The organism is Candidatus Zixiibacteriota bacterium, from assembly GCA_016933955.1.
Taxonomy (GTDB): Bacteria; Zixibacteria; MSB-5A5; order GN15; family PGXB01; genus JAFGTT01.
In genome coordinates, this window is the sequence record JAFGTT010000015.1 from 61,180 (window position 1) to 85,071 (window position 23,892).

The window sequence follows — 23,892 nt, forward strand, 5'->3', positions numbered from 1 at the left end:
ATTCTGTTATTTCCCCCCTGTCGCGGGCGATGGATTCACCAGTTTATCGATCTGGCTTCTCGCATAGGCCGAATCCGGATTATCCGGGTTGTCTTTTAAAAAGCCCCGGAAAACGGCAATGGCTCCGGAGGTATCACCCATATTGCGAAGTGCGATTCCCTTCCAGAGAACGGCATCGACAGCACCCGGGGTACCCTTAAACTTGACAATAATCTCATCAAACAGTTCGAGGGCTTTCTGATAATCCTTTTCACCGATCAGAATCGAGCCGATCGAAAACATGGCATCGATAGTCAGACTGTCTTTATTATCCGGGTCGGCCGCAATGACTTTCTGGAAATAATCCACGGCCTTGTCATTCATACCGCGACTACTGTACTTATCACCCAGAACATAATTGACCATAATTGTAGCGTTGGTATCGGCCCGACGAAGATAATCGGCCAGCGTTTCTTTATCCTGAAGATAGTTTTGAATGGTTTCCATAAAAGGTTCCGGCGGCATATATCCGCTGATCCGGTCAATTTCCGTCCCGTCGCTTTGGGCCACGACCACGGTCGGGTAACCATGGATGGAATATTTTTGAGCCGTGAGTGTATCGGTATCGGCATTGACCCGGACAAATACCATGTTTTGCGAAAAAGCAATCACGGCCGAGTCATGGAAAGTGGCCGAATCGAGGGTATTGCACCAGCGGCACCAATCGGTATAAAAATCTATTACCATGATCTGATTTTTTTCACCGGCCAATTGCAGTGCCGACGTATAATCCGCGGCGAAATTAATCCCGGTCGGAACTGAAATGGTATCGTTATTTTTGGCGCAACCGCCCGCGATCAATAGACCGATGATGGTCAAGACTGGAATAATTGTTATCATCTGTGACATTTTCCGAAGGTTCATTCATGCATCCTCAATGCTATTAATGTTACTTACTATGTTCAGTCTTTATCGGCAATCTTTTCCCAGCCGTCGCCGAGTATCATGGTCAGAATATTCTCCGCTTCCTCCCGGTGTTCCGCGGGCACATGGACAACGTACTTGGCGGTTACCTTTCCGGTAAAGGAAGGCATGCTCAAACCCGCATTACCCAAGTATCCCGATCCGGAGAAAACAACACAGGGAACATTGTACGACAGCAGCGTTTCACGGGCATAATCGGCCGAGGTTCGATCGGAAATCATCCCGATCGCCGGCCATTTATCTTCTTTCCCGGCTTCATGCCCGTTGAAATCATAATTGCACTTCGGGCACGAGGTCAAATCCCCCGGGAAATTCTCTTTGCAATTCGGGCAATATACCATGGTTTCAAATTTCATTAAGGACCCTGGCAAGGGCATTAATTTCGTCATCAGTTCTTTTTTCCGTGAATGCCACCAGCAGGGCATCATCCATATCATGATAGAACCGTCCAAGATTGATACCCGGCAGAACGGAATTTTGTCTGATGGCCCGGTCTATCAGTTCTCTGGCTGGAACCGGGGTTTTGACCACGAATTCCCGGATAAAGGCACCCTTAAAATACGGACGATATTTATTGTTTGCGAAAATCATATCTGCCGCACGATGAGCTTTATCCATTGACAGCAACGCCACGCGCTTGAGACCTTGTTTACCCATCAGCGAAAGATAAATCGTCGCCATCGTGGCACTTAAAGCCTGGTTGGTGCATATGTTGGAAGTTGCCTTTTCACGGCGGATATGCTGTTCCCGGGTTTGCAATGTTAGAACAAAACCGGTATTGCCCTTATCATCATCGGTCCGCGCCGCCAGACGACCCGGCAAAAGACGAATTAATTCTTTTTTCACAGCAAAGAATCCAAGGAGCGATCCGCCGAAATTGAGTGGAATACCTAGCGGTTGCCCCTCGCCTATCACGATATCGGCGCCGCATTCCGCCGGACTTTTAAGCACGGCGGCGGCAATCGGATCGATTGCCAGTATCAGATGAGCCCCTGAAGCATGAGCGATTTCACCGCCCCGCTCCACATCTTCGATCATACCGAAAAAATTGGGCTGGGCCAGAATGATTCCGGCGGTATCCCCGTCAATCCGCTTCTTCAGCAAATCAAAATCGGTTGTCCCTTCATGCTGGGACAGCTCAACAATCTCGATTTTCTGTCCCGACAGATAGGTTCTGATGACATTGCGAAACAGCGGGCTAACCGTGTCGGATATAAGAATTTTGGAGCGGCCCGTTTTTGCTGCTGATAACATGGCGGCTTCCGCCGCCGCCGAAGCACCGTCGTACATCGACGCATTGGCCACATCCATTCCTGTGAGGCGGCAGATATGGCTTTGAAATTCATAAATAACTTGAAGGGTTCCCTGGGATACTTCGGCCTGATACGGCGTATAGGCCGTCACGAATTCAGGACGACTTGAGATTACCTCGACCGCCGTGGGGATAAAATGATCATAGGTTCCTCCCCCGGCAAAGATGGTCAGATTGCCCCGGTTGCGGGCGGCGATCCCCTCGATTTCCCGCATCAACTCCATTTCAGACAGAGACTTCGGGAGGTTCAACGGATTCTTCAGTCTTAAATTTTCAGGGATGGCACAGAATAGATCATCTATCTTATCGGCACCGATTTTTTCCAGCATCCGATGCCGATCATCATCGGTATTGGGTATGTATGACATGGTATGATAATGAGTCCTATCCAATCAAATTCTTGTAGTCTTCTGGGGAAAGGAGATTATTTAATTCAGAGTCATTGGCCATCTCGGCTTTTATCATCCACCCCTCTCCATAAGGATCTCGATTGATAACCATGGGATCATCTTCAAGAGCGGTATTGGCTTCAAGGACCTTACCTGTCACAGGCGAGAATATATCCGAAACGGCCTTGACTGCCTCAATGGTTCCGAATGCGCCGCCGACTTTCAACTCGGCCCCCGGTTTGGGCAGTTCCACAAAAACGATATCACCCAATTCACCCTGGGCATAATCGGTAATTCCGACGGTAACGGTTTTGCCGTCAACCTTTACCCACTCATGTTCTCTGGTATATTTCAATCCGGCAGGAATATTCACAAAACACCTCCACTACTGATTATTCTGATTGGTCGATTAGGTAACATCGGCCGCTTTTTCTCCCTTTTCCGCATTCATTTTCGGGATAAATCCGGTATCGAAATGGCCTGCGGCAAAATCGGGATGACTTAAAATTCTTTTATGAAAATCGATTGTGGTGGGAACGCCCTCCACGATAAATTCTTCCAACGCAAATTTCATTTTTTCTATAGCCTTCAGGCGGGTTTCTTCCCGGACAATCAGCTTGGCTATCATGGAATCATAATATGGCGGAATCACGTAACGGGCATAAGCCGCAGTATCCACCCGGATACCCCGGCCGCCGGGAACATGAAAAGAGGTGATTTCACCCGGAGTGGGACGGAAATCTTTTTCGACATCTTCGGCATTGATCCGGCATTCGATAGCGTGCCACTTCATAACCACATCCTCCTGCCGGTATTGTAACTTTTCACCCGCCCCCACCAGTATTTGTTCTTTCAGCAAATCTATATCGGTAGCTTCCTCGGTAATGGGGTGTTCCACCTGAATCCGTGTATTCATTTCCATAAAATAGAAATTAAGATCGTTATCGACCAGGAATTCCATCGTCCCGGCCCCGAGATAATTGATGGTTGATGCCCCGCGGACAGCTGTCCGACCCATCAGGTTCCTGAGCTCTGGTGTCAGAAGCGGCGAGGGACATTCCTCAATCAATTTCTGGTGTCGTCTCTGGATACTGCAATCGCGTTCACCGAAATGGATGATATTCCCGAACGAATCGCCCATCAACTGGATTTCTACGTGATGGGGATTTAAAATCACTTTCTCAATATAGACATCGGGATTGCCGAACGCCACCTCGGCTTCGGCCCGGGCCATCTGGAAACCGTTAACCAGCTCCTTATCATCCCGGCACATCCTCATACCGCGCCCGCCCCCGCCAGCTACCGCCTTGATTAACACCGGGTAATCGATTTCGGCCGCCACCAATCTGGCCTCATCAATACTATTAACCACCCCTTCCGAACCGGGTATCACCGGCAAGCCGGCTTTCTTCATCAGTTTTTTGGCCATACCCTTATCGCCCATATTCCGGATCATGTCCGGTTCGGGACCGATAAAAGTTATATCGCATGATTCGCAGATTTCCGCGAAATCGGCATTCTCGGCCAGAAAACCGTACCCCGGATGTATGGCATCGGCATTGGTTACCTCGGCCGCGGCGATTATACGCTTGGCATCAAGATAGCTTGCAGAGGCCGGAGCTGGGCCAATACAAACATCCTCATCGGCGAAACGGACATGAAGCGAATCACGGTCCGCCTCGCTGTAAACCGCCACCGTCTTGATCCCCAATTCCCGACAGGCCCGAATTACCCGAAGGGCGATTTCACCCCGATTGGCAATAAGAATTTTATTAAACAATGATATAATCCTAACCTTTTGTCAGAGTGCTATATTTTATGCAAGTCACTCTGTTCTTCACCTGATTTGGAGGCCGTCCAGCGGTCGGCCGCCCCGGTAATGCCCTTGACACGCAGATCGAAATCGTCCGGATTGGTGCACTGGGTCATGGCTTCCTCGAAGGAAATCATGCCGGTTCGATAAAGCCTCATTATGGATTGATCAAAAGACATCATCCCGTATTGCTCGCCCTGCTCGATCAAATCGATTATGGCCGCCGTTTTTTCTTGACTCAGTAGACAATCCCTTATGGCGGCTGTTGAGACCAGAATCTCCAGGGCCGGAACCCGGCCCGGCATATCCGAACGCGTCAACAGCCTCTGACAGACGACCGCCTTCAACGTTCCGGCCAGAAGCAGGCGAATCTGCTGGTGCTGGTGAGGAGGGAAAAATGATATTATCCGTGAAAGCGTCTCCACGGCATTCAAAGTATGCAGTGTCGTCAGCACAAGGTGCCCGGTATCGGCCGCTGTCAAGGCAATCGACATTGTCTCGACATCACGTATTTCACCAATCAGAATCACATCGGGATCCTGACGAAGGGAATAACGAAGAGCCGTGGCAAATGATTCCGTATCGGCACCCACCTCGCGTTGACTGATGATACATTTCTTGTCCCGATAAATATATTCGATTGGATCCTCAACTGTCAATACATTGTCAATCCGGCTGGCGTTCATTTGCTCGATCATGGCCGCCAGGGTGGTGGATTTTCCCGAACCGGTCGTCCCGGTGATAACAATCATGCCCCGCTTTTCCATGGATAAGGTCCTGAGAGTATCAGGAAGATTCAATTCGTCGAATTGAGGAATCTGGGTGTTGACGGCACGGATAGCAATTCCGGTCGTCCCTCTCTGGCGGAAAAGGTTGATACGGAACCGCCCCAGTTTGGCGACCGAAAGAGCCAGATCCATCTCATTTTTCCGCCGAAACCGATCCAGCTGTGTTTCATTAAGAATCTGGGTAACCACATTCTCCATTTCATCAATTGTCAAAGGATCGGTCTGAATGGGCTCAAGAAGCCCGTTGACCCTCAGATGAGGACGAATCCCCACTCGTAAATGAAGGTCGGATGCCTTGAATTTCAGCATCTCCACAAGCATTTGTTTGAGCTTCATGATTTATTGCCCCTTTGGTTATCCTTTGGGATCTATCAGGAATAGAACTTTGCCGAATTCCACCGGCTGGGCATTTTCGGCCATGACCCTGGCCACACGTCCGGCGACTTCCGATTCAATTTCATTCATCAGCTTCATAGCTTCCACAATACATACCACCTGACCCACCTCAATCTTTTGCCCCTGTTTGATATAAGGAGGAGCATCGGGAGCCGGAGCGGCATAAAAAGTGCCGACCATGGGCGACTTGATCGGAATCAAATTCTGATCGGCATCCTCCGATGGAGAAGTTTCAACCACTGCCACAGTCGGAGATGGTTTTGAAATCGGGGCCAATGAGGAAGAAACTGGATTCGTAACCGTTTGAACCAGAGCCGATGTTTCGGAATGGCCGTTATTGCTGGGCAATCGCCTGGTTATCCGTACTTTCCTGCCCCAGCTATTGACCTCAAGCTGATCGATATTGGATTCCTCGACCAGTTTTATCAATTTTCTAATCATCTTCTCATTCATATCAAATTCAACCTTTCCAGGCTTCAAAGACGCGAAAAGATAACAAATAAAAACTACAGCTCCAACAGTTTTTTTGGCGCCTGGTTCATAACTTTTCCGCCTCTGCCGGTGACCAGAACATCATCCTCAATCCTCACTCCACCCCACTCCGGAATATATACTCCCGGTTCCACCGTGATAATCATCCCCTTTTTAAGAGTATCGGTGCTTCGCGGACCGACATTTGGTTTCACATGGACGTAAATCCCGATCCCGTGCCCGGTTCCATGCCCGAAATTTTTCTTAAATCCCGCTCGATCAATGACTTTACGGGCTGCAGTATCGACCGCCCGGCATTCCACACCCGGTTTCACTTTCTTAATTCCGGCCCGCTGGGCTCGCAATACCAGGTTATAAATCTTCTTCTGCCGGGCCGTAGCTTTACCCATTATAACCGTGCGGGTCATATCGGAGACATAACCCTTATACTCAGCCCCAAAGTCAAAAGTTACAAAATCCCCTTTCCGGATTTTTTTATCCGATGCCACGCCATGAGGCATCGCCGAACGAAAACCGGAAGCTACGATAGTATCGAAAGCCGGTTTATTGGAACCCATCATTTTCATCTGGTATTCCAACTCCGCGGCCACTTCCAATTCCCGCTGGCCGGGTTTCAGATAACCCAAAATTCGATCAAAAGCAGTATCGGCAATATCTACTGCTGCCTGAATTAATTCTATCTCGCCCTTGTCCTTTATAATAGAGAGAAATTCAACCGAATCGGTCATCGGCACCAACAGAGCCGCAGGCAAATTTTCCTGCAAAGTCTTTAATTGACTGCAACTTAAATAATCAGATTCATAGCCGAAACGATAATTTTTGATTTGGAATCGATCCATGTCCTTTAACTCGTTAAGCGGCAGGCTCTTAGTTAAATAAACCCGGGCGCCCTTGACTTCCTTTCGGGCCATTGTGTAAAAGCGGCTGTCGCACAAAAGGAAAGCCTGACCGGTTAATATTACCAGCAATCCGGTATCACCGGAAAATCCGCATAAATACCTGATATTGACCATCCGGTTGATCACGAAACCATCCAGATTTTCTTTTTTCATAAACTGCTGAAATTTCTTAATTCTCCTGGAATACATCCTTTTTTTCCTTATCCTTAAGGGCTTCTTCTGTTTTAGCTAATTTTTCTTTCAGTCTCACATCACCTGTCGCTTCAACCAATTCTCTTAAGACCTGGGCGGCCAGACGCTGATGACCCTGACTGATTAATAAATCGGCCAGGGTTTCCGTCCGAAACGGCAATTCCCTCAGATGAGTTCCCCTCTCGGTGATTTTTTCTTCCTTCTTTTTAAGAATAAGAATTCGCGTGGCCTCACCGGATTCTCTTTTAACGGGATAACTCAACACCCCGGGCCACGGTTCAAGAACCATAACGCGGGCATAGAAATTAAACGCGATTGACTCATCTCCCATCATGAATTTGATATCGCCCAGATATTTAAGAGCCATGGCATGATCCGGATCATAATTCAATATCGTGTAAAATTGATCCTCGGCGGCTTCATATTGCCCTGAATGATAAAGGGCCCGGGCCAAAACGATCCGCCCCGAAATCACCCCGGGAAATTCCTTGAGCCGCGATGTACACAATTCCACTGCCCGGGAATATTTTTTATCATTGAAATATTCGGCGGCCACCGCCGGCCAATAGCCTTTCGAGGCCAGTTCCGGGATCAAATCGTTATTCATATATACTACTAATGAGCTTATTTATAATTATACCTGATGATGAAATAATTGCCGAAATATCATATCCCCTTTTGGCTAATAAATCTCACCACCAGTCAAACCAATCCCAGAATTCCGTCTTTATGGTTCTGAAAAACTTTCTGTAAATCAGATAACTGATATCCCTCTTACCACAATAGATATTGGCTACCCCGGTCATCCCCGGTTTCAAAATATGATCGGGATTACTCACCCGGCAAAAGACATCAAACACTCGATCATCCTGATGATTTACATAAACCTTCCGGCCTATTCTGAATACCGTTCCATAAAACGTCTTCGAGGGATACCCGCGAACCTTGAACTTGACTGGTAATCCGAGAGTGATATCCGCCAACTCCTTTTCCGAAAGAACAATGGTCGCCTCCAGCGTATCGAGTTTGGCGATTTCGCAAACAACCTCGCCCGTATCAAGGCTGATCACTACCCCGTTTATGGGCGATTTGATTTCATAGAAATCTTCCTGCGCCTGATGGAACTCTATCTGGCTTTTCAATTGACTGATTTCGGCTTCCTTGGCCCGGATTTCCTCAGGTCGCGCTCCGGCCAGAAGCAGATTCAATTTATTTCTCTCCGTTTTGACCTTCGCATCCCAAACCACCGAGTCGGTCCGGGCATCCTCCCATTCCTTTCTGGAAATCACTTTCTTTTCCATCATCTCGTTCATTCGCTCCAGATTCCGTATGGAAAGCGCCAGTTGGGCTTCAAGACCATTCAGATTACTCCTGACCTGGGCGATTTCTTCTGGACGGGCCCCCAGCTTCAGAATGGTCAGTTCCTCCTCGGACTTGGCCAGCTGGGCGCTGTAATCCTGAATAAAATGCTGGGTCTCGGAATTTAAAAGCCTGGCTATTGTCTGCCCTTTGGATACCCGGTCTTCCAGGTTTATCAAGGGAACCAAAGTGGTGGTGGTGTAATCGCCGCCGAAAACCGAAACCTGCCGCTGATTATCGGACGATGATTGATCGGCGTTGTAATAAATCAACTGAGCATAGCCCGGACTGTTGTACTTCAGAGACAGCGATTGCACCGGGGCCAGTTCCAGTTCCCCCTTGACTCGCAATTCCCACCGACCGAAAATCGATATCAGGACCAGCACCACCAGAACCAGAAGACAGATGGTGAAAGTTTTTCGTCTTTTAAAATATCCGCTTCCGGATTTGAACAATGATGCTATGCCTCTGGCCATATCGACGATTATATTCCTGATCAACAACAGCATTATGGCGGCGAAAATTATAAAACCGGTGCCGCCGAGTTCCGCTACCAGATAATGCTCGACCTTTAACAAGAAATATCCAAGGACAAAAACTAAATAAACAAAGGACAAAATGCCATAGTAAAAATAAATTCTTTTTTCGCGTCGATTAAAACGACCCGGCTCACCATATTCGCCGACAAACAGCTTTTTCAGAACCATCCCCCAGTACCTCCGGGCCCTGGTACGAAGATTGGGAATCTCGACATAATCGCTAAGAAGAAAATAGCCGTCGTACCGTAACAGGGGATTGAAATTGAACAGGGTATGTATCCCCGAAAAGGTCATTACCGCCAGGGCAGTTTTATTTAATAATATATCCGTCTGCGTCACTCTCCAGACCAGCACCGCCAGCCCCCAGATAAACAATTGAAAAAAACCGCCCGAAAATGAAACCCACAGTCTCTTCCGCTTTTCCGGAAACAACCAGGCATCGGAAACATTGCAATAGAAAGCCGGCTGAAAATAAATAATAAGGAAACCAATTTCATGCACCTTACCTCCGAAATGACGGCAGGTCAATCCATGGGCGAATTCATGAAGCATGCCGACAACCAGAATGGATAGATAAACCAGGATGAGTCCTTCGAGATTAAATAACCGGGTGAGATCTCTGCCCAGTTCTTTAGCGTTATAGATGGCCAGTAAAAAAGAAAAAACAATCGTCATAAAGGCGATTATTACAAATCCCCGGGTGAAGAAAAACCTCAGGGGCCCTGCCGTTTGGTCGAATAATCGGCCCGGATTAAAGGCCTTAATCTTGACAAACATCAGTTTCCCGAACAGCGTTCGGGGCTTTTCGGCACTTGAGTCCTTCTGTTTCTTGAGAAGATCCGCCCGGGTCAGATCATTATCCAGAAAACAAAGCACCTGCAGTTGCCCGGAAAAACCATCGATCTCGGCCGGATCGAGATCAATCTGGAATCTTTCCTTAAAGGCCGCCGCGATTTCATCAGTGGATTTTTGCCCGTCGAAATTCCTGATGATGAATCGTTCCGGTTCGCCGACTTTGAAATAGGCACCGGTCAGGGGATCTTTGATGACATAATGAAGAGAACCGTCCTTTCCTTTTATCTCCTGAATAATCAGATCATCACGTATTTTGGGCGGTTTCTCATCCATATTTTTGCGCTTCGCCGAAAAGATTAATAACTAATATAGTTAATACCAGCAAAGATAGTCAAAGGGAAAGCCAATTATAATCAGAGATATGAAGAATAACGAATATTATGAATCACGAGAATATCTTATTCCATAAATATATCATAAGAAGCATAAAACCGATGCCAGAATATACTCCGAGCATATAAGCCGTGCGCCAGAATGGAACCTTCTTCTTGGGTTTGGGGAATTTCAACGGTGTCCCGCAATGTTTACAGAGTAATGCCCCCGGAGTAATCTGTTCCTTGCAATAAGGGCATATCGATGTCTTGCTGGAAACACCCATACCCCCAAGATGCCGCAAATCCTCTCTTTTTGGCAATAAAAAACTGACATAAAAAAGGCGGGGAACAGGCCCGCCTTTATATCATACCTGCATTATTGTCAAATCGGATATTCAACCCGGGCGAACCATTCCAGTTCGATCTCGGGAAAGAGCGCATCGCGCCGTGAACAATCCCCGAGAAATTCCCAGTCGCCGGTGGACGGTTCCTCGCCCCGGATTTTCTTTTCAGCGATCTCAGCCAACTTTTTAAAATCGGCATAATGTTCCGAAATCCGTAATTCAGCATAGTCGCGAGCCGACCAGGTCGAAATCAAAAATTGCCAGTCCGAGGCCGACATCAGCATCAATTCCCGCGCCGCCTGTTTGAGAATATCCACCATTTCATTTTCAATATCACTCTTATGATCGATATAGTAACGAGCCAGTTCGGTCATTTTCTTTTCCGCTTCGTAAATTCGTTTCCAGGTCCATTCATTCTCGCTGTTGAGCCAGATATAATGATGGCCTCCCTCACCCCAGCTGCCTTCGGGAATTGAGATTATCTCGGTTGGCTGGACACGGTCATAATGCTCGCTTAAGAAAGTCAATTCGATCTGCGGGTCTTTCGCTATAGTTGTAATAACGGCCTTCAGAAATTCCGGCCCCTCAAACCACCAGTGCCCGAACAACTCGGCATCGAACGGAGCCGTTAAAATTCCGGTTCGCCCGGTCTGATCATAATACCCCGCCAGAATATCATGGACTTTTCCGGCAAAATGTCCCGAATTCTCGGGAATCCGCCGCATGGCTCCATCCCGGAAATATTCGATTTTATCGGCCAGATCCGATTTGGCCGAGGTAACCGCCCAATAACGATGACCGCCCGGGAATCGTTTCTTGTGAAAATCAAGATAATGACCGTCGCCGGGATACCCATGTTCTCCCGACCAGACCAATAGCCCGGTTTCAGGGTCGCGGGTGAAGATAGCCGTCGGTTTTTTCCCTTCGGCGGCGGAACTTACCAGGTACACCTCCCGCGGGGTTTTATCCTTATCCTCCTTGCGCGGTTTGTACTCCGCTTCAAATTGCCCCCAGAGACGTTTCAGCGCTTCGAATCGGTCGATGTAAACCCCGATCGATTTGCCTCCTTTAAGAAGCGCGCTGTCAACGATAAAAAAGTCGATCCCGTTTTCTGAGAGAAATTCATCGACCCCTTTGCGATTGTAGGCATCCATGGAACCGTCAATGGGCACCGGCGGGGCCCATTTATAACGCGGCCGATAGGCGCACTCGGGAAGCCAGATGCCTCTTGGAACCCGCCCGAAATGCTTGCGATAATTCTTGACAGCCATTTTTGTCTGCGCCTGAAGCGATTCATCCCGTGACAACAGCGGGTAATATCCATGCGTGGCGCCGCAGGTCATGATTTCAAGATAGCCGGCTTCCTGAAACCTGCGGAACTCGCCGATAATGTCACCCTTGATAGCATTATAATGGCTGAGAGTTTCGCCATAAAGGCGTTCCCACATCTGGGCATTGGCCAGCATATTGTCCTGGCTGTACTTATAGAATTCCTCGGCATCATGCTGCGCGGCCCGGACTTTTTGTGTCAGATAATTGCGGAATTCTTCCTTAAATGATTCATCGGCCAGCTGTTCGCACAAGACCGGGGAAATATCGAAGGTGATTTTCGGTTTGATCCCCTCGGCAATCATTTCATTGAGAACCCGGATAAGCGGGATATAGGTTTCGGCGGCCGCTTCGGATAACCAGTCCATTCCATGCGGCCAGCGTCCGTGGGCGAGGACGTACGGCAGATGATTATGTAATACAAATGCAAAATAGCCTTTTGTCATTCCTTTTCTTCTCCGGTAGATGAGGTTGAGGATTCAAAACCGATATTCTTGGACATCATAGCCTCAGGGTTACCATGAATCTTGATTTCCCCGAATTGTTTTTCGTATTTCTTCAGATTCTCTTCCAGTGTCCTCTGAAGCATTTTGGCATGAGCCGGTGTCATAATAATCCGCGATTGAACCCGGGCCTTCGGGGAACCCGGCATAACCCTTATGAAATCAAGTATCATTTCGGTCGGCGAATGGCCCAGCATAACCATATTGGCATAGATTCCCTCGGCTTCCTTTTCGCCCAGCTCGATATTTATCCGCGGCGTCTGTTTCATATCCATTCTTTCTCCCTCTTTATTCTTGTATGGCAGGCGAACTTTTTATATATTGGCCATTAATTTAACCAATGCCAAAGAGTCTCGACCATGCCGATAAAAATAGATCGAATTAATAAGATAACCGCAAATATGGGAAAAGCAAGAATATTAATTCTGGGCGACATTATGCTCGATGAGTATCTCTATGGATCGGTCAACCGAATATCGCCCGAGGCCCCGGTTCCGGTGGTGGAAATATTCGATGAGCAATTGCGGCTGGGTGGGGCGGCCAATGTCGCCAATAATATCGCCGCCCTCGGCAATATTCCTTGCCTGATCGGACCGGTTGGTATCGATGATGCGGCCATCAAACTATCCCAGATACTCAAAGACAAAAATATATCCCGGGATTACCTTGTCGACGACAACAGCCGCCGAACAACCATCAAAACCCGAATCATTGCTTCTTCCCAGCAGGTCGTTCGGGCGGATCGCGAGGACATATCCGAAATTTCAACCGAAATCGAACAGCGGATAATCAAACGGACCCAGGCCGTGATCGACACCATCAACGGGGTCGTGATATCAGATTACGGTAAAGGAGTCATTACCGCTTCTCTGCTGGAGAAAGTCATCCCTATGTGCCGTGAGAAAGGTCTCTTTATCGGGGTTGATCCCAAGGAAAGCCACTTTTTCAATTACAAAAAAGTCTCGGTCGTAACACCCAATCATCATGAAGCCGGTTTTGTCGCCGGAAGACGGATTAAAACCGATAAAGATTTAAACGAAGTTGGCCGCTATTTACTGGAAAAACTGGAATCAGATTCGATTTTGATTACCCGGGGTGAAAAGGGTATGGCCCTGTTTTGCCCGGGTGGTGAGGTTGACTATTTTCCAACCGTGGCCCGCAATGTATATGATGTCACCGGCGCCGGCGATACAGTCGTGGCCTTGTTCGTTTCGGCCATGGCGGCGGGGGCCACCCTCAGGGAGGCGACCGTTATCTCCAACTGCGCCGCCGGTGTGGTAGTCGGTGAGATCGGCACAGCCACAATTTCTTTGCCGATCCTGACAGAAGAACTGAAAAGAAATTTTGCCAATGGAAGTTAAAAGTCATTATGGATCAAACTATTCAAAATTTCATATCGGCAAAAAATCTGGCGGTTATCGGAATTTCGCTGAAAAGCAAAAAATTCGGCAACGCCGTCTATGAAACGCTGAAACAAAAGCCGTATAATGTCTTTCCGATTCATCATCGGGCAGACGCTATCGGGGGCAACCGGACTTATCGGGATATTCATTCCCTGCCGCCGGAAGTTGATTCTGTCGTGGTCTGTCTCCGGCCGGACAAAGCCGCCCCGGCCCTGGCTAATATCGAGAAATCCGGCATCAAGCGGGTCTGGCTTCAACAGGGTGCGAATTTCAGCGAAATCGAAAAGGAATTGCGTAAAAAAGGCATTGAAACAGTTTCGCGTAAATGCATTTTGATGTACGCGGCCCCGGTTGAAGGCCTGCATGCCTTTCATCGTTTTATCTGGAAACTACTGGGGAAGCTGTAACCGGATCGGCATTGACTTCGGCGGAGTTGTTCAATAATGGAGCAGAATAGACTATAATTGGTTCCGTTTCACCCGGCATGGTATTATTTATGAACATTAACAAATCATCTTTTTGAACTACCATGAAAACACCCGACAATATATACATGACCTTCACCGAAAATCAAATCGTCCTCCTGGTCACGGGATTACGCCGGAAAGGCAAAAAAATCGTTTTCACCAACGGCGTGTTCGATATCTTGCACTATGGACATATCGACTACCTGACTCGAGCCCGCCGTTTGGGTGATGTTCTCATCGTCGGTTTGAACCGCGACAGTTCCGTTAAAAAATTCAAACCCAGTCGTCCGATTCAAGATGAAAAAGATCGGGCCCGTATCCTGGCGGCTCTCAAAACCGTCGATTATGTCGTTTTGTTTTCGGAAGCGACCCCGGAACGCTTGATCAGACTTATTCGCCCGGATATCTTGGTCAAGGGTGCCGATTACAAAATTTCGGAAATTGTCGGGGCCGATTTCGTTAAGTCGTATGGCGGTGTTGTCAAACGTATCCGTTATCTCAAAGGCCGTTCCACGACCGCCATTATCGAAAGATTGAGATCATAAGATGTTCATTTAAACAGCGGCTTTTTTCTTTTCTTCGTATATCTTGACAATAGTCAGAACCCAAAGGTATATTTTAGATCATGATTAAAGCAAACGAATATGTTGAGGATTTGATCAAAAGGATTCCGGAACTGGACGCCTATCTCATGAAACGCGGCATCCGATGCGTTATCTGCGGCGAACCGGTCTGGGGAACGATCGGGGAACTGATCGAAAGCAAAGATATGAATGTCGGTCAGGTTCTGGCCGAAATCAACTCCGAATTCGTGAACAAATAAGATCCGAACCGTTGTTTTCGGACAACGCAACCCTCGCTAATTTCCTCATCGAGACCGATTGAAAATTCAACCCTGACTTTTTTGAAACTTCCGGCTCCCCCGCTGAGTCAGTGGTATACCCTTTTGGCACAGCGGGCATTCATCCGGTTCCCAGGCATCGGCGGTAACTGATGCTAAAGGCTTAAAAGGATAATCGAATTTTACTCTGCCCCCGGAACGATCAAGAAATTCCCCAATTCCAACTATTTCGGCATCATACTGCCTGACTAAATCAATAACTTCGAAAATCGAGGTGCCGGTGGTTAGAATGTCATCGACGATCAAAACCCGGGTCCCCGATTCGATATGGAATCCGCGTTTGAACACCCGTCCCTTCCCCCCATCGGCCGCCTCGGCATAAATGGCATTAACCCCGAGTCCCTTGGCCACTTCATAGGCAATAATAATACCGCCGGTGGTCGGTCCCACTACCAATTCTACCCGGTCATTTTTGAATCGGGTAGCCATCTCCCGGCAGACCTGTTCACATAGGTGCGGTTGTTTGAGAATGTTGAACTTTTCGTAATAGATATCGCTGTGTTTTCCCGAAGTCAGCTTGAAATGTCCCTCCAGAAGCGCATCGGCCTTACGAAATATATCCAGAATGTCATCGTCTTTCATATCAGTCCCCGGTCAGGATAGCCACCGCGGCGGCCATGGTGCGTTCATGAGTTATGGAGATTTTGACCTCTTTGTCGAATATTTTTTCCCGGATGACATCGTCGAAATGGACATACGGTTTGCCGTACAGGTCGGTTAAAATCTGAATACAGCGCGGCGTCATTCCGGAATCCAGCAGGGTCCCCAGCGCTTTGATGACCGCTTCCTTTGAGGCGAAACGCCCCGCCAGGAATTGAACCTTATTTCGCTTTTCCCGATAGAGATTACGTTCTTCTTCGCCCAGGACACGGCGGACGAACCTGTCTCCAAAGCGGTCCAGCGCCTTCCGAATACGCTCCATATCGATTAAATCAATTCCCACCGAATAGATCATACTTGATATAACCTCACTTTTGCCGAATATGAATATAAGACAACATATGCATTAATACAATTTTTGGCAAGACTTTGAAAATATTGGTTGCCAGAATCTTTTTACCTGTATAAATTATAGTATGTAATGAGTCGGAGAAAGGGATATTTTGAAAAATCTCTAACAACTCATTAATGAAGGTTGTCTCCATGCAGGTTGCGCGTACGCCGTGACCCACTTATGTGGTAGCGAAAGCTAAACACCTCGGGCGGCTGTAAAAATCCTTTACCGTATGGCAATGAGGAGTTTTTTCAAATAATTTTTCCTTTCTCCGAGCTTTTTTTACCCCGAAGATTTTCACTCCTTCAATACCGACTGGATATCAATTTCTATGGTGTTTTCCCTGATAACCCGCCTGGTCAGCAGGAAATAGCATTCATGACCGCCGGAGACGAAATACAGCCGATGAGGCTCTATTTCATAAACCCCGCTTTCCCGTTTCCCACCTGGCAACTGCCCGAATATCCCGATTATTTCAAAAAGGCTTTTAAAAACAGAAGAAAATTGTCTTTGAAATTCCTCCGAGATGTCGGCGGTATTGAATTTGCCGTCATTGTCGATTCGAAAAACCCTTTCGACACCGTTTATCGCGGCCAGTTTTTCCATCAATGTGACAGGTTTTTTCTCAGTAAAAGGTTCTGCCCTATCCACTTGCAGTTCCGGCGAATAATCCTTACTCCTGATTATTTCAAGAACATCCATATGTTGCTTGCGAAGCAAACCCTCGACCTTGAATTTTTCTTCAATGGAAGCAATCGGTGCAACCAGGTCTTTTTGTATTTTTTGAATAACCTGACCATTGGAAATGATAGAAGTGGTCAGACGCGCATGGGGTCGGTAGGCATACTCGGTCTGTATTTGCAGTTCTTTATCGCCCTTAACGATACGCGAGGTTCTTCCCGCCGGTATAAAATCTGCTATTGCCATAATATAACCCCGGGAAAAGGGGTATAAGCCCCTTTCCCATCTAAGTTATATCGGCAGGTTCAGCATTTTGAATAACCGCATGAACGACATACGACACAGCCGGAGTCGTGCTCAATCCGCCCACCGCAGTCAGGACAGAATTCCTGGGAAATATCCAAGTCCTCTTTTATCTTCTGGCCGTTACCGAAATGACTATGCAAAATATGAGCTATGGCATCGGGAATCGAAGAAATCAGGGCTCCGTTTCCGAAAACCGGTGAGGCTCCGCCGATACCCTTGAGTTGCTTTATAACCTTATCAACCGGAACGCCCGAACGCAGGGCCAGCGAGATCAAACGGCAAATGGCTTCGGTGTCGGCCATGGTCGAATAGCCCGATTTGCCGATCTGGGCGAAAACCTCGAACGGCTTGCCATCGATTACATTGACCGTAACATAGAGATTACCATAACCGGTTTTTATTTTCTCGGTGATACCGTGGAGAAATTGCGGCCGGTCTTTGACCTCCCGGCTCTCGGGAAGCTGTTTTTTCTCCGGAGTGGTTTTGGTGTCGGTGGCCCCGGTGGATAAAACCTGTTCCGAACGGCTCCCATCACGATAAATGGTAATCCCCTTACAGTCCAGTTCATAAGCCAGCATATAGGCTTTTTCGACATCCTCCACCGAAGCCTCATTGGGCAGATTAATGGTCTTGGATACGGCGTTGTCGCAGTATTTCTGGAAAGCCGCCTGCATCCGCACATGCCATTCCGGACTGACATCATGAGTGGTGACAAATATCCGGCGGACATCTTCTGGAATTTCCTCATGTTCCGCAATGGAATTCGTTTGAGAAATCTTCTCCATCAATTCCTTATTGTAGAAACCGCGGGCCCGGGCAATCCGTTCGAATAAAGGATTAACTTCGATCATCCGGGTTTTATCCATCACCGTCCGGACATAGGAAACCGCAAAAAGCGGTTCGATTCCCGAAGAACAACTGGCAATTATTGAGATCGTACCGGTCGGCGCAATTGTCGTCACTGTCGAATTACGCATCGGCCGCCCCTGACCTTCCTTGTAGAAGAATGATTTATCCCAGTTGGGAAAGACTCCCCGGCGTTCGGCCAGTTTCCGTGATTCATCGTGCCCGGTCTTTTGTATCCGCGACATGATTTTCTCGGCCAGTTCCAGGGCTTCATTGGTATTATACGGAATCCCCAGAATCACCAGCAAATCGGCCCAGCCCATCACACCCAGGCCTATTTTCCTGTTTTGCTTGGTATGAAGGTCGATTTCCGGAAGCGGATACTTGTTGGCCTCGATAACATTATCCAGAAAATGAACACAACTCCGGACCGTTCGATCAAGCTTGTCCCAATCGATTTCATAACGCGACAATTCCCGCGGTGAATCCAGATCAACCACTGCCCGAACCATCTTGCTCAGATTCAGGGAACCCAGATTACAGCTTTCGTAGGGTAAAAGCGGCTGTTCGCCGCACGGATTGGTCGATTCATATAATCCGACCTTCTTAACCGGATTGCCGTCGTTCATGCGATCCAGAAACATAAGTCCCGGTTCACCGGTATTATGGGCATGCGCGATAATTTTATCGAACACCGTCCGGGCCTGAAGCATGACCGGTTGCCCATCTTTGATATATACCGATCCGGTTTGGGGATCAATCAATTCATAACGCCCGTTTTCCTTAACGGCATTCATGAAAGCGTCGGTGATAGCCACGGATATATTAAAATTGGTCAACTCCGAAAGGTCATCCTTGCAGGAGATGAAATCCAGAATATCGGGATGGTCAACCCGTAAAATACCCATATTGGCACCGCGCCGGGTTCCTCCCTGCTTGACCGCTTCGGTGGCGGAATTGATCACCCTCATAAATGAAATCGGCCCCGAGGCCACCCCCGATGTCGAGGCGACAACCGCATTCCGGGGACGAAGCCGCGAAAAAGAAAAACCGGTCCCGCCTCCGGATTTATGAATCAGGGCGGTATGTTTGACGGCATCGAAAATCGATTCCATGGAATCGGCTACCGGTAAAACAAAACAGGCCGACAGTTGCCCCAGTGGCCGCCCGGCATTCATCAGGGTAGGCGAATTGGGCATAAATTCGAGATTATACATCATATCATAAAAGGAATCCTCGATCGCGTGAGTTTCTTCGGTCGAAGCCCCGAACTTTTTTTCCGGTTCAGCTATGGCCCGGGCCACCCGGTGAAACAATTCCTCAGGAGTTTCCACTACCTGCCCGTTATCATCCTTCTTGAGATAGCGGCGCTCCAGCACTTTCAGCGAATTCTCGGATAACTGAAATTCATTTTTATCTTCCATGACACGCTCCTAAGATTCAATTAATCGGGCCGATTTCGTTTCCCAGTCGATCTCGAAATCATCGAAAACAATTGGGGCTTCGCTCTTCATAATTTTCAACATATCCAGACAAATACCCCTGATTTCCCAGTGAGCCCGCGGGTTGCACCGCACCTCGAAAATATGGCGGAATTCCCTGAAGTTGGCGGATATAACGATTTCCGAGGTCGTTCCTCCCGGCAGTATATATCGCGCATCCTCTTTCGGTATATCGGCTCCGATCATTTCATTATATAGTTCCTCGCATTTAATGGCCATATCCAGATATCTCTCCCGGAAATCCGTGGCCTCAATGGTTGGCGGCAGAACAACATCGAAATTACGTGTCTTGCCATATTCGACATACCGCTGCGACTCCTGTGATGGCGACATCAATCGGTGGCGGACCAACTCATGGGTAAAGGTACGTGAACCGCCCTTGATACGAAAAGTGGCCATGGCGTGCTCCAGCACCGAGTGATGCTTCTTTCTGATAACTTTCTTGATAAGTTCTTCGGTCGAATCTGGCGGATTGTATCTGTGAAATGACAGATAACAGGTCCGGCAGGCCAGTTCAATTACCCGCTCGGCGTCCGGCGTTATGGCCATCAACTCCACCGATGGCCGGGCCACAACTTCCCTCATTTTCTCTCCCCGGATATTTGTGATTGTGCTGTCCATGTCAATATAACCTCTTTATTCCCTTTAAAGTGTCACTTTCCTGCGGTTTTTTCTATGAGGGTAAAAACACCCCCCCAGTTTCAGCCCCCATAACAACATAAGTCTCAGCCTCTTAATAGCTTACAAAGCAGTAATGCCTGTTGGCCTCTCCACCCCTCATAGCGCGGGTAGCAGACTAAAAAAAACTCGCCGCCAAGTCAATAAAAAAATGTCGATATTTCAAAAAAAATCACAATATATTGTGTCTCAATATTTTGAGATGTATTCATATTGTATATTACCAACCCTTTTCCCAAAATGGTAATTTAGCTCCATAAGTCTTAATTGGATAACCGGCTCCGACCCGCTCATAGAGGCAATAATTACCCATAGGTATCCCGACCGTGACCATAAATCCCAGTTTCCATCTGGTTCCAAGACAATGATCTCAATGGCGAAAAAGACCTTGACATAACTCGTTTATATTTAGATTTTTGCATTGTATAACGAGGGCGAGACGAATAAATTTTAACATGGCAACAAGACAATAAAAGCTGCGTAGGTATAAAAAGACAAACCGGAGGTTCCAAAAACCAGATGAGGCTCAACGATTATGAACAGGATGGGGTGTGGGTACTCGAGCCTAAGGGCAAAATCATGGGGGGACCGGATGCCACCATCCTTCATGAAAAATTGCATGAGTTAATTGAACAGGGCAAGAAGAAAGTAATTATAAACCTCTCCAGGGTTGAATGGATGAATTCAACCGGATTAGGAATACTGATCTCCGGACTGACTACCCTGCGCAACAATCATGGTGATTTGAAACTGGCCAATGTGACCGACAAGATTCAATCGCTTCTGACCATTACCAAGCTGGTAACGGTTTTCGAGGCTTTCGATTCGGTCGAGGATGCCATCAAATCGTTCTAACCATTTGGAGATAGATAATTATAATGTGGGCAGGTTATGTCGGACCTGCCTTTTTTATTTAAGATGGAACCCTATAACATGAAAAGACCAATTATCACTGAAAATCAGATTAAAATTCCTTCATCCCAGGAATATCTGCCCGATGTCGACATTTTTGTCGAAGGGAGGTTGGCTGAATTCGGCGTCAATGAATCGGCCATCGCCGATATCGCCATATCCGTTACCGAACTGGTCAATAACGCCATTACTCATGGCAACAAATCCGTTTTTGAAAAAACGGTTATCGTCGATATCGGCAAAAGTAATTCAACGGTGGAAATTTCCGTCACCGATGAAGGGAACGGATTCAATCCCGACGAAGTTGAAAATCCCATCGATGATAAAAACCTCCTCAAAGAGGTCGGACGGGGGATTTTTATCACGCGATCGCTCATGGATAAGGTTGAATTCAATTCCCGACCCGGTCGCGGAACCAAAGTCACCATAAAAAAACATATTTGAGGAATTTTCGGTCTAATTAAGTAATGGAGTTCATTCAACCCATAACGACCGCGATCTATTTTATTTTCGGCGGTATTTTTCTGTTTTTGGCCTACAGCATCCTGCGGGATGACTTCGCGGGACGGCTTAACCGTGTCACCGGTTTGATGCTCTTTTTCGCCGCCTTGGGACCGATCTTTCTTGCCCTTGGATCTATTGTGGAACCCACCGTCTCGTCGGGAGCACCATTCAAGGAATCGGTTGTATATAACTTACTTTATACCTGGGAGCTTTTTTTCCCGGCCTTTCTCTTATTTTCCTGGGTTTTTCCGGTTGATCGACTCTCCAGTCTGCGACACCCCCGACTGCGCCTGTTTATCTTCTTCCCTCACCTTTTCCACCTGCTTCTGGCTATTGTATTTAACAATCCGGAAAAAATACTTGGTCTTCTCGATATCGAATCAGGCGAGGGTTTTATCTCGCTCATCCTGGAACCCCTGACCTTTCTGCTCAAGTGGATCGTACTCGGTTTCACTCTCCTTCTGAGTTCGGAGAAGACCCTCTTTGCCGTGATCAATGTCATTTACGTCATTCTTGCTCTCTATTTTATAATCCGCGGGCGGGCGCAGATTTCCAGCGAACCGATACGAAACCGCTCCACTGTAATCATTTATGGTATTTCCATTGCCATGGGTATTTACACTTTCGGATTTCTGCTTCCGGATATCTTTACTGTTGACCTGTCATCCACCCTGAAAACAATTCTGATAATATTCACCCTATTTATCGGGGGCGGTTCTATCATCTGGTCGATAGTGACCCATCAGTTTCTCGACATTACTGTCCTGGTCAGGCAATCATTGGTGTATACCATTTCATCGGCGATCCTGGTGGGGATGTACATACTATTGGTCGGACAAACCAATATTATGCTGGCATCGATCTTCGGCGAAAAAACCACCATCGCCAATATTGCCTTTATTGTCCTGGCCCTGATACTTTTTCAGCCGATTAACTCCCGTCTGGATAACATCATCAACCGTTTTTTCATTAAACGCCATACCGATTATCGAAATGTGATGGAGGAACTCTCGCGGAGATTGACCTCGGTTCTGGATCTCAATCAGGTTCGTGGAACCATTGAGAGGACTCTCCAGTCAAGCATTCTGATAGGGCGCATATATTTTGTCCTTTTTGACGACAAGATCAACGATTATGTCCTGCTTTCATCGGAAGATTTCCCGGAGATGGTCGCCATTGACCGCAACGATATTTTCCTCGGCGGAGTCGGTCAACTCGATTTTCCGACCACGATCGATCGCCTATCTCTGTATTCCCAGAACAGCCGCCTCTACGAAGAAATTCACCGCCGCAGAATCCAGTTGATACTGCCGCTCAAAGACGCCAACCATATGCTGGGTTTCCTGGCCCTGACAGCAAAAATTTCCGGTTTCCGATATAATGCCGAAGATATCAGCATGCTGGGCGTTATTGCCAATCAACTGGTCACTGTCTTGACCAATGTTCGTCTTTATCTCGATTCTCTGGAAAAACAACGCCTGCATGATGAAATGACCATGGCTCGACAAATTCAGCTCGACCTGTTACCCAAATATCCTCCCCGATCCGATTCCTATGAAATATGCGCCTGTTCCTTTCCCTCGCGAACCATCGGAGGCGATTTCTATGATTTTATCGGTAAAAACGATGGGCGTTTTGGGCTGGTGATTGCCGATGCTTCGGGCAAAGGTTTGCCGGCCGCTCTCATGGTAACCCAGATCCAGGCCATGCTGCGTTCCGAAATCGGCAACGAGAACAGTATTTCGCGAATACTTGGAAATGTCAACCGCTATGTTACCCAGATGACCTCTTCGGAAAGGTTTGCCACCCTCTTTTACGGCGAATTTGATCCCGTCTCCAACAGATTCTACTACGCCAACGCCGGACATAACTACCCTATTCTGGTCCGCGCCGATGGTTCTTATGAATTTCTCTCAAGGGGAGGTATGTTGATCGGGGCCTTCAGTAACGCCATGTACGAGGACTCCATGATTCAACTGAACAAGGATGACCTGATTTTCTTCTATACCGATGGGTTATCCGAGGCCATGAACGATAATGAAGAGGAATACGGGGAGGAACGAATTATCAATCAGGTTGTAGAAAAAAGAACCTTAACCACGGAGGAACTGGCCCGGGCTATTCTGAAGGACAAGGAAAGCTTTGATCCAGCGGATCCGCCCCGGGATGACACCACTCTGGTAATCCTGAAAATCCTTAAAGGAGTCTGAC

25 protein-coding genes are annotated in these 23,892 nt (G+C 47.6%); 7 read left to right on the forward strand and 18 right to left on the reverse strand.

The genetic code is table 11. The annotated features are described in order from the left end of the window. Positions 1–6 precede the first annotated feature (6 nt). From JXQ28_05220 to JXQ28_05280, 13 genes are all read right to left on the reverse strand, one after another. Positions 7–903, reverse strand: coding sequence for a tetratricopeptide repeat protein (locus JXQ28_05220; protein MBN2277127.1), 897 nt, complete (start codon positions 901–903; stop codon positions 7–9). Positions 904–941: 38 nt separating this feature from the next. Beyond that, positions 942–1,319, reverse strand: coding sequence for a hypothetical protein (locus JXQ28_05225; protein MBN2277128.1), 378 nt, complete (start codon positions 1,317–1,319; stop codon positions 942–944). Continuing rightward, on the reverse strand, positions 1,309–2,643 hold the full coding sequence (gcvPA, locus tag JXQ28_05230; protein ID MBN2277129.1) for an aminomethyl-transferring glycine dehydrogenase subunit GcvPA: 1,335 nt from the start codon (positions 2,641–2,643) through the stop codon (positions 1,309–1,311). Before gcvPA ends, JXQ28_05225 begins: the two co-directional genes overlap by 11 nt. A gap of 16 nt (positions 2,644–2,659) precedes the next feature. After that, a complete protein-coding gene (gcvH, locus tag JXQ28_05235; GenBank protein ID MBN2277130.1) occupies positions 2,660–3,037 on the reverse strand; it encodes a glycine cleavage system protein GcvH in 378 nt (125 codons plus the stop codon). Positions 3,038–3,073: 36 nt separating this feature from the next. Next, on the reverse strand, positions 3,074–4,444 hold the full coding sequence (gene accC / locus JXQ28_05240) for an acetyl-CoA carboxylase biotin carboxylase subunit (GenBank protein ID MBN2277131.1): 1,371 nt from the start codon (positions 4,442–4,444) through the stop codon (positions 3,074–3,076). A gap of 29 nt (positions 4,445–4,473) precedes the next feature. Then, the gene (locus JXQ28_05245) at positions 4,474–5,601 is read right to left on the reverse strand and encodes a PilT/PilU family type 4a pilus ATPase (GenBank protein ID MBN2277132.1); all 1,128 of its coding nucleotides are present in this window, start codon (positions 5,599–5,601) and stop codon (positions 4,474–4,476) included. 18 nt (positions 5,602–5,619) lie between these two features. Next, positions 5,620–6,114, reverse strand: a complete 495-nt coding sequence (accB, locus tag JXQ28_05250; protein ID MBN2277133.1) for an acetyl-CoA carboxylase biotin carboxyl carrier protein — start codon at positions 6,112–6,114, stop codon at positions 5,620–5,622. Positions 6,115–6,167: 53 nt separating this feature from the next. Beyond that, the gene (locus JXQ28_05255) at positions 6,168–7,241 is read right to left on the reverse strand and encodes an aminopeptidase P family protein (protein ID MBN2277134.1); all 1,074 of its coding nucleotides are present in this window, start codon (positions 7,239–7,241) and stop codon (positions 6,168–6,170) included. Next, positions 7,222–7,851: a hypothetical protein gene (locus JXQ28_05260; GenBank protein MBN2277135.1), complete on the reverse strand. Its 630-nt coding sequence runs from the start codon at positions 7,849–7,851 to the stop codon at positions 7,222–7,224. Before JXQ28_05260 ends, JXQ28_05255 begins: the two co-directional genes overlap by 20 nt. A gap of 85 nt (positions 7,852–7,936) precedes the next feature. Continuing rightward, positions 7,937–10,270, reverse strand: coding sequence for an efflux RND transporter periplasmic adaptor subunit (locus tag JXQ28_05265; GenBank protein MBN2277136.1), 2,334 nt, complete (start codon positions 10,268–10,270; stop codon positions 7,937–7,939). A gap of 112 nt (positions 10,271–10,382) precedes the next feature. After that, positions 10,383–10,613, reverse strand: coding sequence for a hypothetical protein (locus JXQ28_05270; GenBank protein MBN2277137.1), 231 nt, complete (start codon positions 10,611–10,613; stop codon positions 10,383–10,385). 80 nt (positions 10,614–10,693) lie between these two features. Beyond that, positions 10,694–12,430: a DUF1957 domain-containing protein gene (locus JXQ28_05275; protein MBN2277138.1), complete on the reverse strand. Its 1,737-nt coding sequence runs from the start codon at positions 12,428–12,430 to the stop codon at positions 10,694–10,696. Next, positions 12,427–12,762, reverse strand: coding sequence for a DUF3467 domain-containing protein (locus JXQ28_05280; GenBank protein ID MBN2277139.1), 336 nt, complete (start codon positions 12,760–12,762; stop codon positions 12,427–12,429). The genes JXQ28_05275 and JXQ28_05280 overlap by 4 nt, the downstream gene beginning before the upstream one ends. A gap of 126 nt (positions 12,763–12,888) precedes the next feature. Here JXQ28_05280 and rfaE1 point away from each other — a divergent pair, with 126 nt between their 5' ends. The 4 genes from rfaE1 (at position 12,889) to JXQ28_05300 (ending at position 15,180) form a co-directional block, all read left to right on the forward strand. Further along, positions 12,889–13,848 carry a D-glycero-beta-D-manno-heptose-7-phosphate kinase gene (gene rfaE1, locus JXQ28_05285; protein MBN2277140.1) on the forward strand — a complete coding sequence of 320 codons (960 nt, stop codon included), beginning with the start codon at positions 12,889–12,891 and terminating at the stop codon, positions 13,846–13,848. 8 nt (positions 13,849–13,856) lie between these two features. Further along, positions 13,857–14,297, forward strand: coding sequence for a CoA-binding protein (locus tag JXQ28_05290; GenBank protein MBN2277141.1), 441 nt, complete (start codon positions 13,857–13,859; stop codon positions 14,295–14,297). A 146-nt stretch (positions 14,298–14,443) separates the two neighbouring features. Then, positions 14,444–14,902 (forward strand): D-glycero-beta-D-manno-heptose 1-phosphate adenylyltransferase, encoded by a 459-nt coding sequence (gene rfaE2, locus JXQ28_05295; GenBank protein ID MBN2277142.1) that lies wholly within the window; start codon positions 14,444–14,446, stop codon positions 14,900–14,902. Between the two features lie 80 nt (positions 14,903–14,982). Further along, the gene (locus JXQ28_05300) at positions 14,983–15,180 is read left to right on the forward strand and encodes a DUF1858 domain-containing protein (GenBank protein MBN2277143.1); all 198 of its coding nucleotides are present in this window, start codon (positions 14,983–14,985) and stop codon (positions 15,178–15,180) included. A gap of 66 nt (positions 15,181–15,246) precedes the next feature. On the opposite strand, the gene JXQ28_05305 is transcribed toward JXQ28_05300, so the two are convergent. The 5 genes from JXQ28_05305 to thyX all read right to left on the reverse strand — a co-directional run bounded on the left by JXQ28_05305 (position 15,247) and on the right by thyX (position 20,172). Then, complete coding sequence (locus JXQ28_05305; protein ID MBN2277144.1) at positions 15,247–15,840, reverse strand: orotate phosphoribosyltransferase; 594 nt, start codon at positions 15,838–15,840, stop codon at positions 15,247–15,249. Between the two features lies 1 nt (position 15,841). Then, positions 15,842–16,213 carry a holo-ACP synthase gene (gene acpS / locus JXQ28_05310; GenBank protein ID MBN2277145.1) on the reverse strand — a complete coding sequence of 124 codons (372 nt, stop codon included), beginning with the start codon at positions 16,211–16,213 and terminating at the stop codon, positions 15,842–15,844. Between the two features lie 336 nt (positions 16,214–16,549). After that, entirely contained in the window at positions 16,550–17,179 is a 630-nt protein-coding gene (locus JXQ28_05315) for a hypothetical protein (GenBank protein ID MBN2277146.1), read from the reverse strand. Positions 17,180–17,238: 59 nt separating this feature from the next. Next, on the reverse strand, positions 17,239–19,509 hold the full coding sequence (locus JXQ28_05320; protein ID MBN2277147.1) for a vitamin B12-dependent ribonucleotide reductase: 2,271 nt from the start codon (positions 19,507–19,509) through the stop codon (positions 17,239–17,241). Between the two features lie 9 nt (positions 19,510–19,518). Continuing rightward, complete coding sequence (gene thyX, locus JXQ28_05325) at positions 19,519–20,172, reverse strand: FAD-dependent thymidylate synthase (GenBank protein ID MBN2277148.1); 654 nt, start codon at positions 20,170–20,172, stop codon at positions 19,519–19,521. Positions 20,173–20,784: 612 nt separating this feature from the next. Here thyX and JXQ28_05330 point away from each other — a divergent pair. The 3 genes from JXQ28_05330 to JXQ28_05340 all read left to right on the forward strand — a co-directional run bounded on the left by JXQ28_05330 (position 20,785) and on the right by JXQ28_05340 (position 23,891). After that, positions 20,785–21,120, forward strand: a complete 336-nt coding sequence (locus tag JXQ28_05330; protein ID MBN2277149.1) for an STAS domain-containing protein — start codon at positions 20,785–20,787, stop codon at positions 21,118–21,120. Between the two features lie 78 nt (positions 21,121–21,198). Continuing rightward, positions 21,199–21,621: an ATP-binding protein gene (locus JXQ28_05335; GenBank protein MBN2277150.1), complete on the forward strand. Its 423-nt coding sequence runs from the start codon at positions 21,199–21,201 to the stop codon at positions 21,619–21,621. 23 nt (positions 21,622–21,644) lie between these two features. Then, complete coding sequence (locus tag JXQ28_05340; protein MBN2277151.1) at positions 21,645–23,891, forward strand: SpoIIE family protein phosphatase; 2,247 nt, start codon at positions 21,645–21,647, stop codon at positions 23,889–23,891. Position 23,892 lies beyond the last annotated feature (1 nt).

Bases quoted from the DNA above. Each gene is read 5' to 3' on its own strand.
- JXQ28_05220 (MBN2277127.1), bottom strand. From the start codon at position 903: ATGAACCTTCGGAAAATGTCACAGATGATAACAATTATTCCAGTCTTG.
- JXQ28_05225 (MBN2277128.1), bottom strand. From the start codon at position 1,319: ATGAAATTTGAAACCATGGTATATTGCCCGAATTGCAAAGAGAATTTC.
- gcvPA (MBN2277129.1), bottom strand. From the start codon at position 2,643: ATGTCATACATACCCAATACCGATGATGATCGGCATCGGATGCTGGAA.
- JXQ28_05245 (MBN2277132.1), bottom strand. From the start codon at position 5,601: ATGAAGCTCAAACAAATGCTTGTGGAGATGCTGAAATTCAAGGCATCC.
- accB (MBN2277133.1), bottom strand. From the start codon at position 6,114: ATGAATGAGAAGATGATTAGAAAATTGATAAAACTGGTCGAGGAATCC.
- JXQ28_05255 (MBN2277134.1), bottom strand. From the start codon at position 7,241: ATGTATTCCAGGAGAATTAAGAAATTTCAGCAGTTTATGAAAAAAGAA.
- JXQ28_05260 (MBN2277135.1), bottom strand. From the start codon at position 7,851: ATGAATAACGATTTGATCCCGGAACTGGCCTCGAAAGGCTATTGGCCG.
- JXQ28_05265 (MBN2277136.1), bottom strand. From the start codon at position 10,270: ATGGATGAGAAACCGCCCAAAATACGTGATGATCTGATTATTCAGGAG.
- JXQ28_05275 (MBN2277138.1), bottom strand. From the start codon at position 12,430: ATGACAAAAGGCTATTTTGCATTTGTATTACATAATCATCTGCCGTAC.
- JXQ28_05280 (MBN2277139.1), bottom strand. From the start codon at position 12,762: ATGGATATGAAACAGACGCCGCGGATAAATATCGAGCTGGGCGAAAAG.
- rfaE1 (MBN2277140.1), top strand. From the start codon at position 12,889: ATGGGAAAAGCAAGAATATTAATTCTGGGCGACATTATGCTCGATGAG.
- JXQ28_05290 (MBN2277141.1), top strand. From the start codon at position 13,857: ATGGATCAAACTATTCAAAATTTCATATCGGCAAAAAATCTGGCGGTT.
- rfaE2 (MBN2277142.1), top strand. From the start codon at position 14,444: ATGACCTTCACCGAAAATCAAATCGTCCTCCTGGTCACGGGATTACGC.
- JXQ28_05300 (MBN2277143.1), top strand. From the start codon at position 14,983: ATGATTAAAGCAAACGAATATGTTGAGGATTTGATCAAAAGGATTCCG.
- JXQ28_05305 (MBN2277144.1), bottom strand. From the start codon at position 15,840: ATGAAAGACGATGACATTCTGGATATATTTCGTAAGGCCGATGCGCTT.
- acpS (MBN2277145.1), bottom strand. From the start codon at position 16,213: ATGATCTATTCGGTGGGAATTGATTTAATCGATATGGAGCGTATTCGG.
- JXQ28_05315 (MBN2277146.1), bottom strand. From the start codon at position 17,179: ATGGCAATAGCAGATTTTATACCGGCGGGAAGAACCTCGCGTATCGTT.
- JXQ28_05320 (MBN2277147.1), bottom strand. From the start codon at position 19,509: ATGGAAGATAAAAATGAATTTCAGTTATCCGAGAATTCGCTGAAAGTG.
- thyX (MBN2277148.1), bottom strand. From the start codon at position 20,172: ATGAGGGAAGTTGTGGCCCGGCCATCGGTGGAGTTGATGGCCATAACG.
- JXQ28_05330 (MBN2277149.1), top strand. From the start codon at position 20,785: ATGAGGCTCAACGATTATGAACAGGATGGGGTGTGGGTACTCGAGCCT.
- JXQ28_05335 (MBN2277150.1), top strand. From the start codon at position 21,199: ATGAAAAGACCAATTATCACTGAAAATCAGATTAAAATTCCTTCATCC.
- JXQ28_05340 (MBN2277151.1), top strand. From the start codon at position 21,645: ATGGAGTTCATTCAACCCATAACGACCGCGATCTATTTTATTTTCGGC.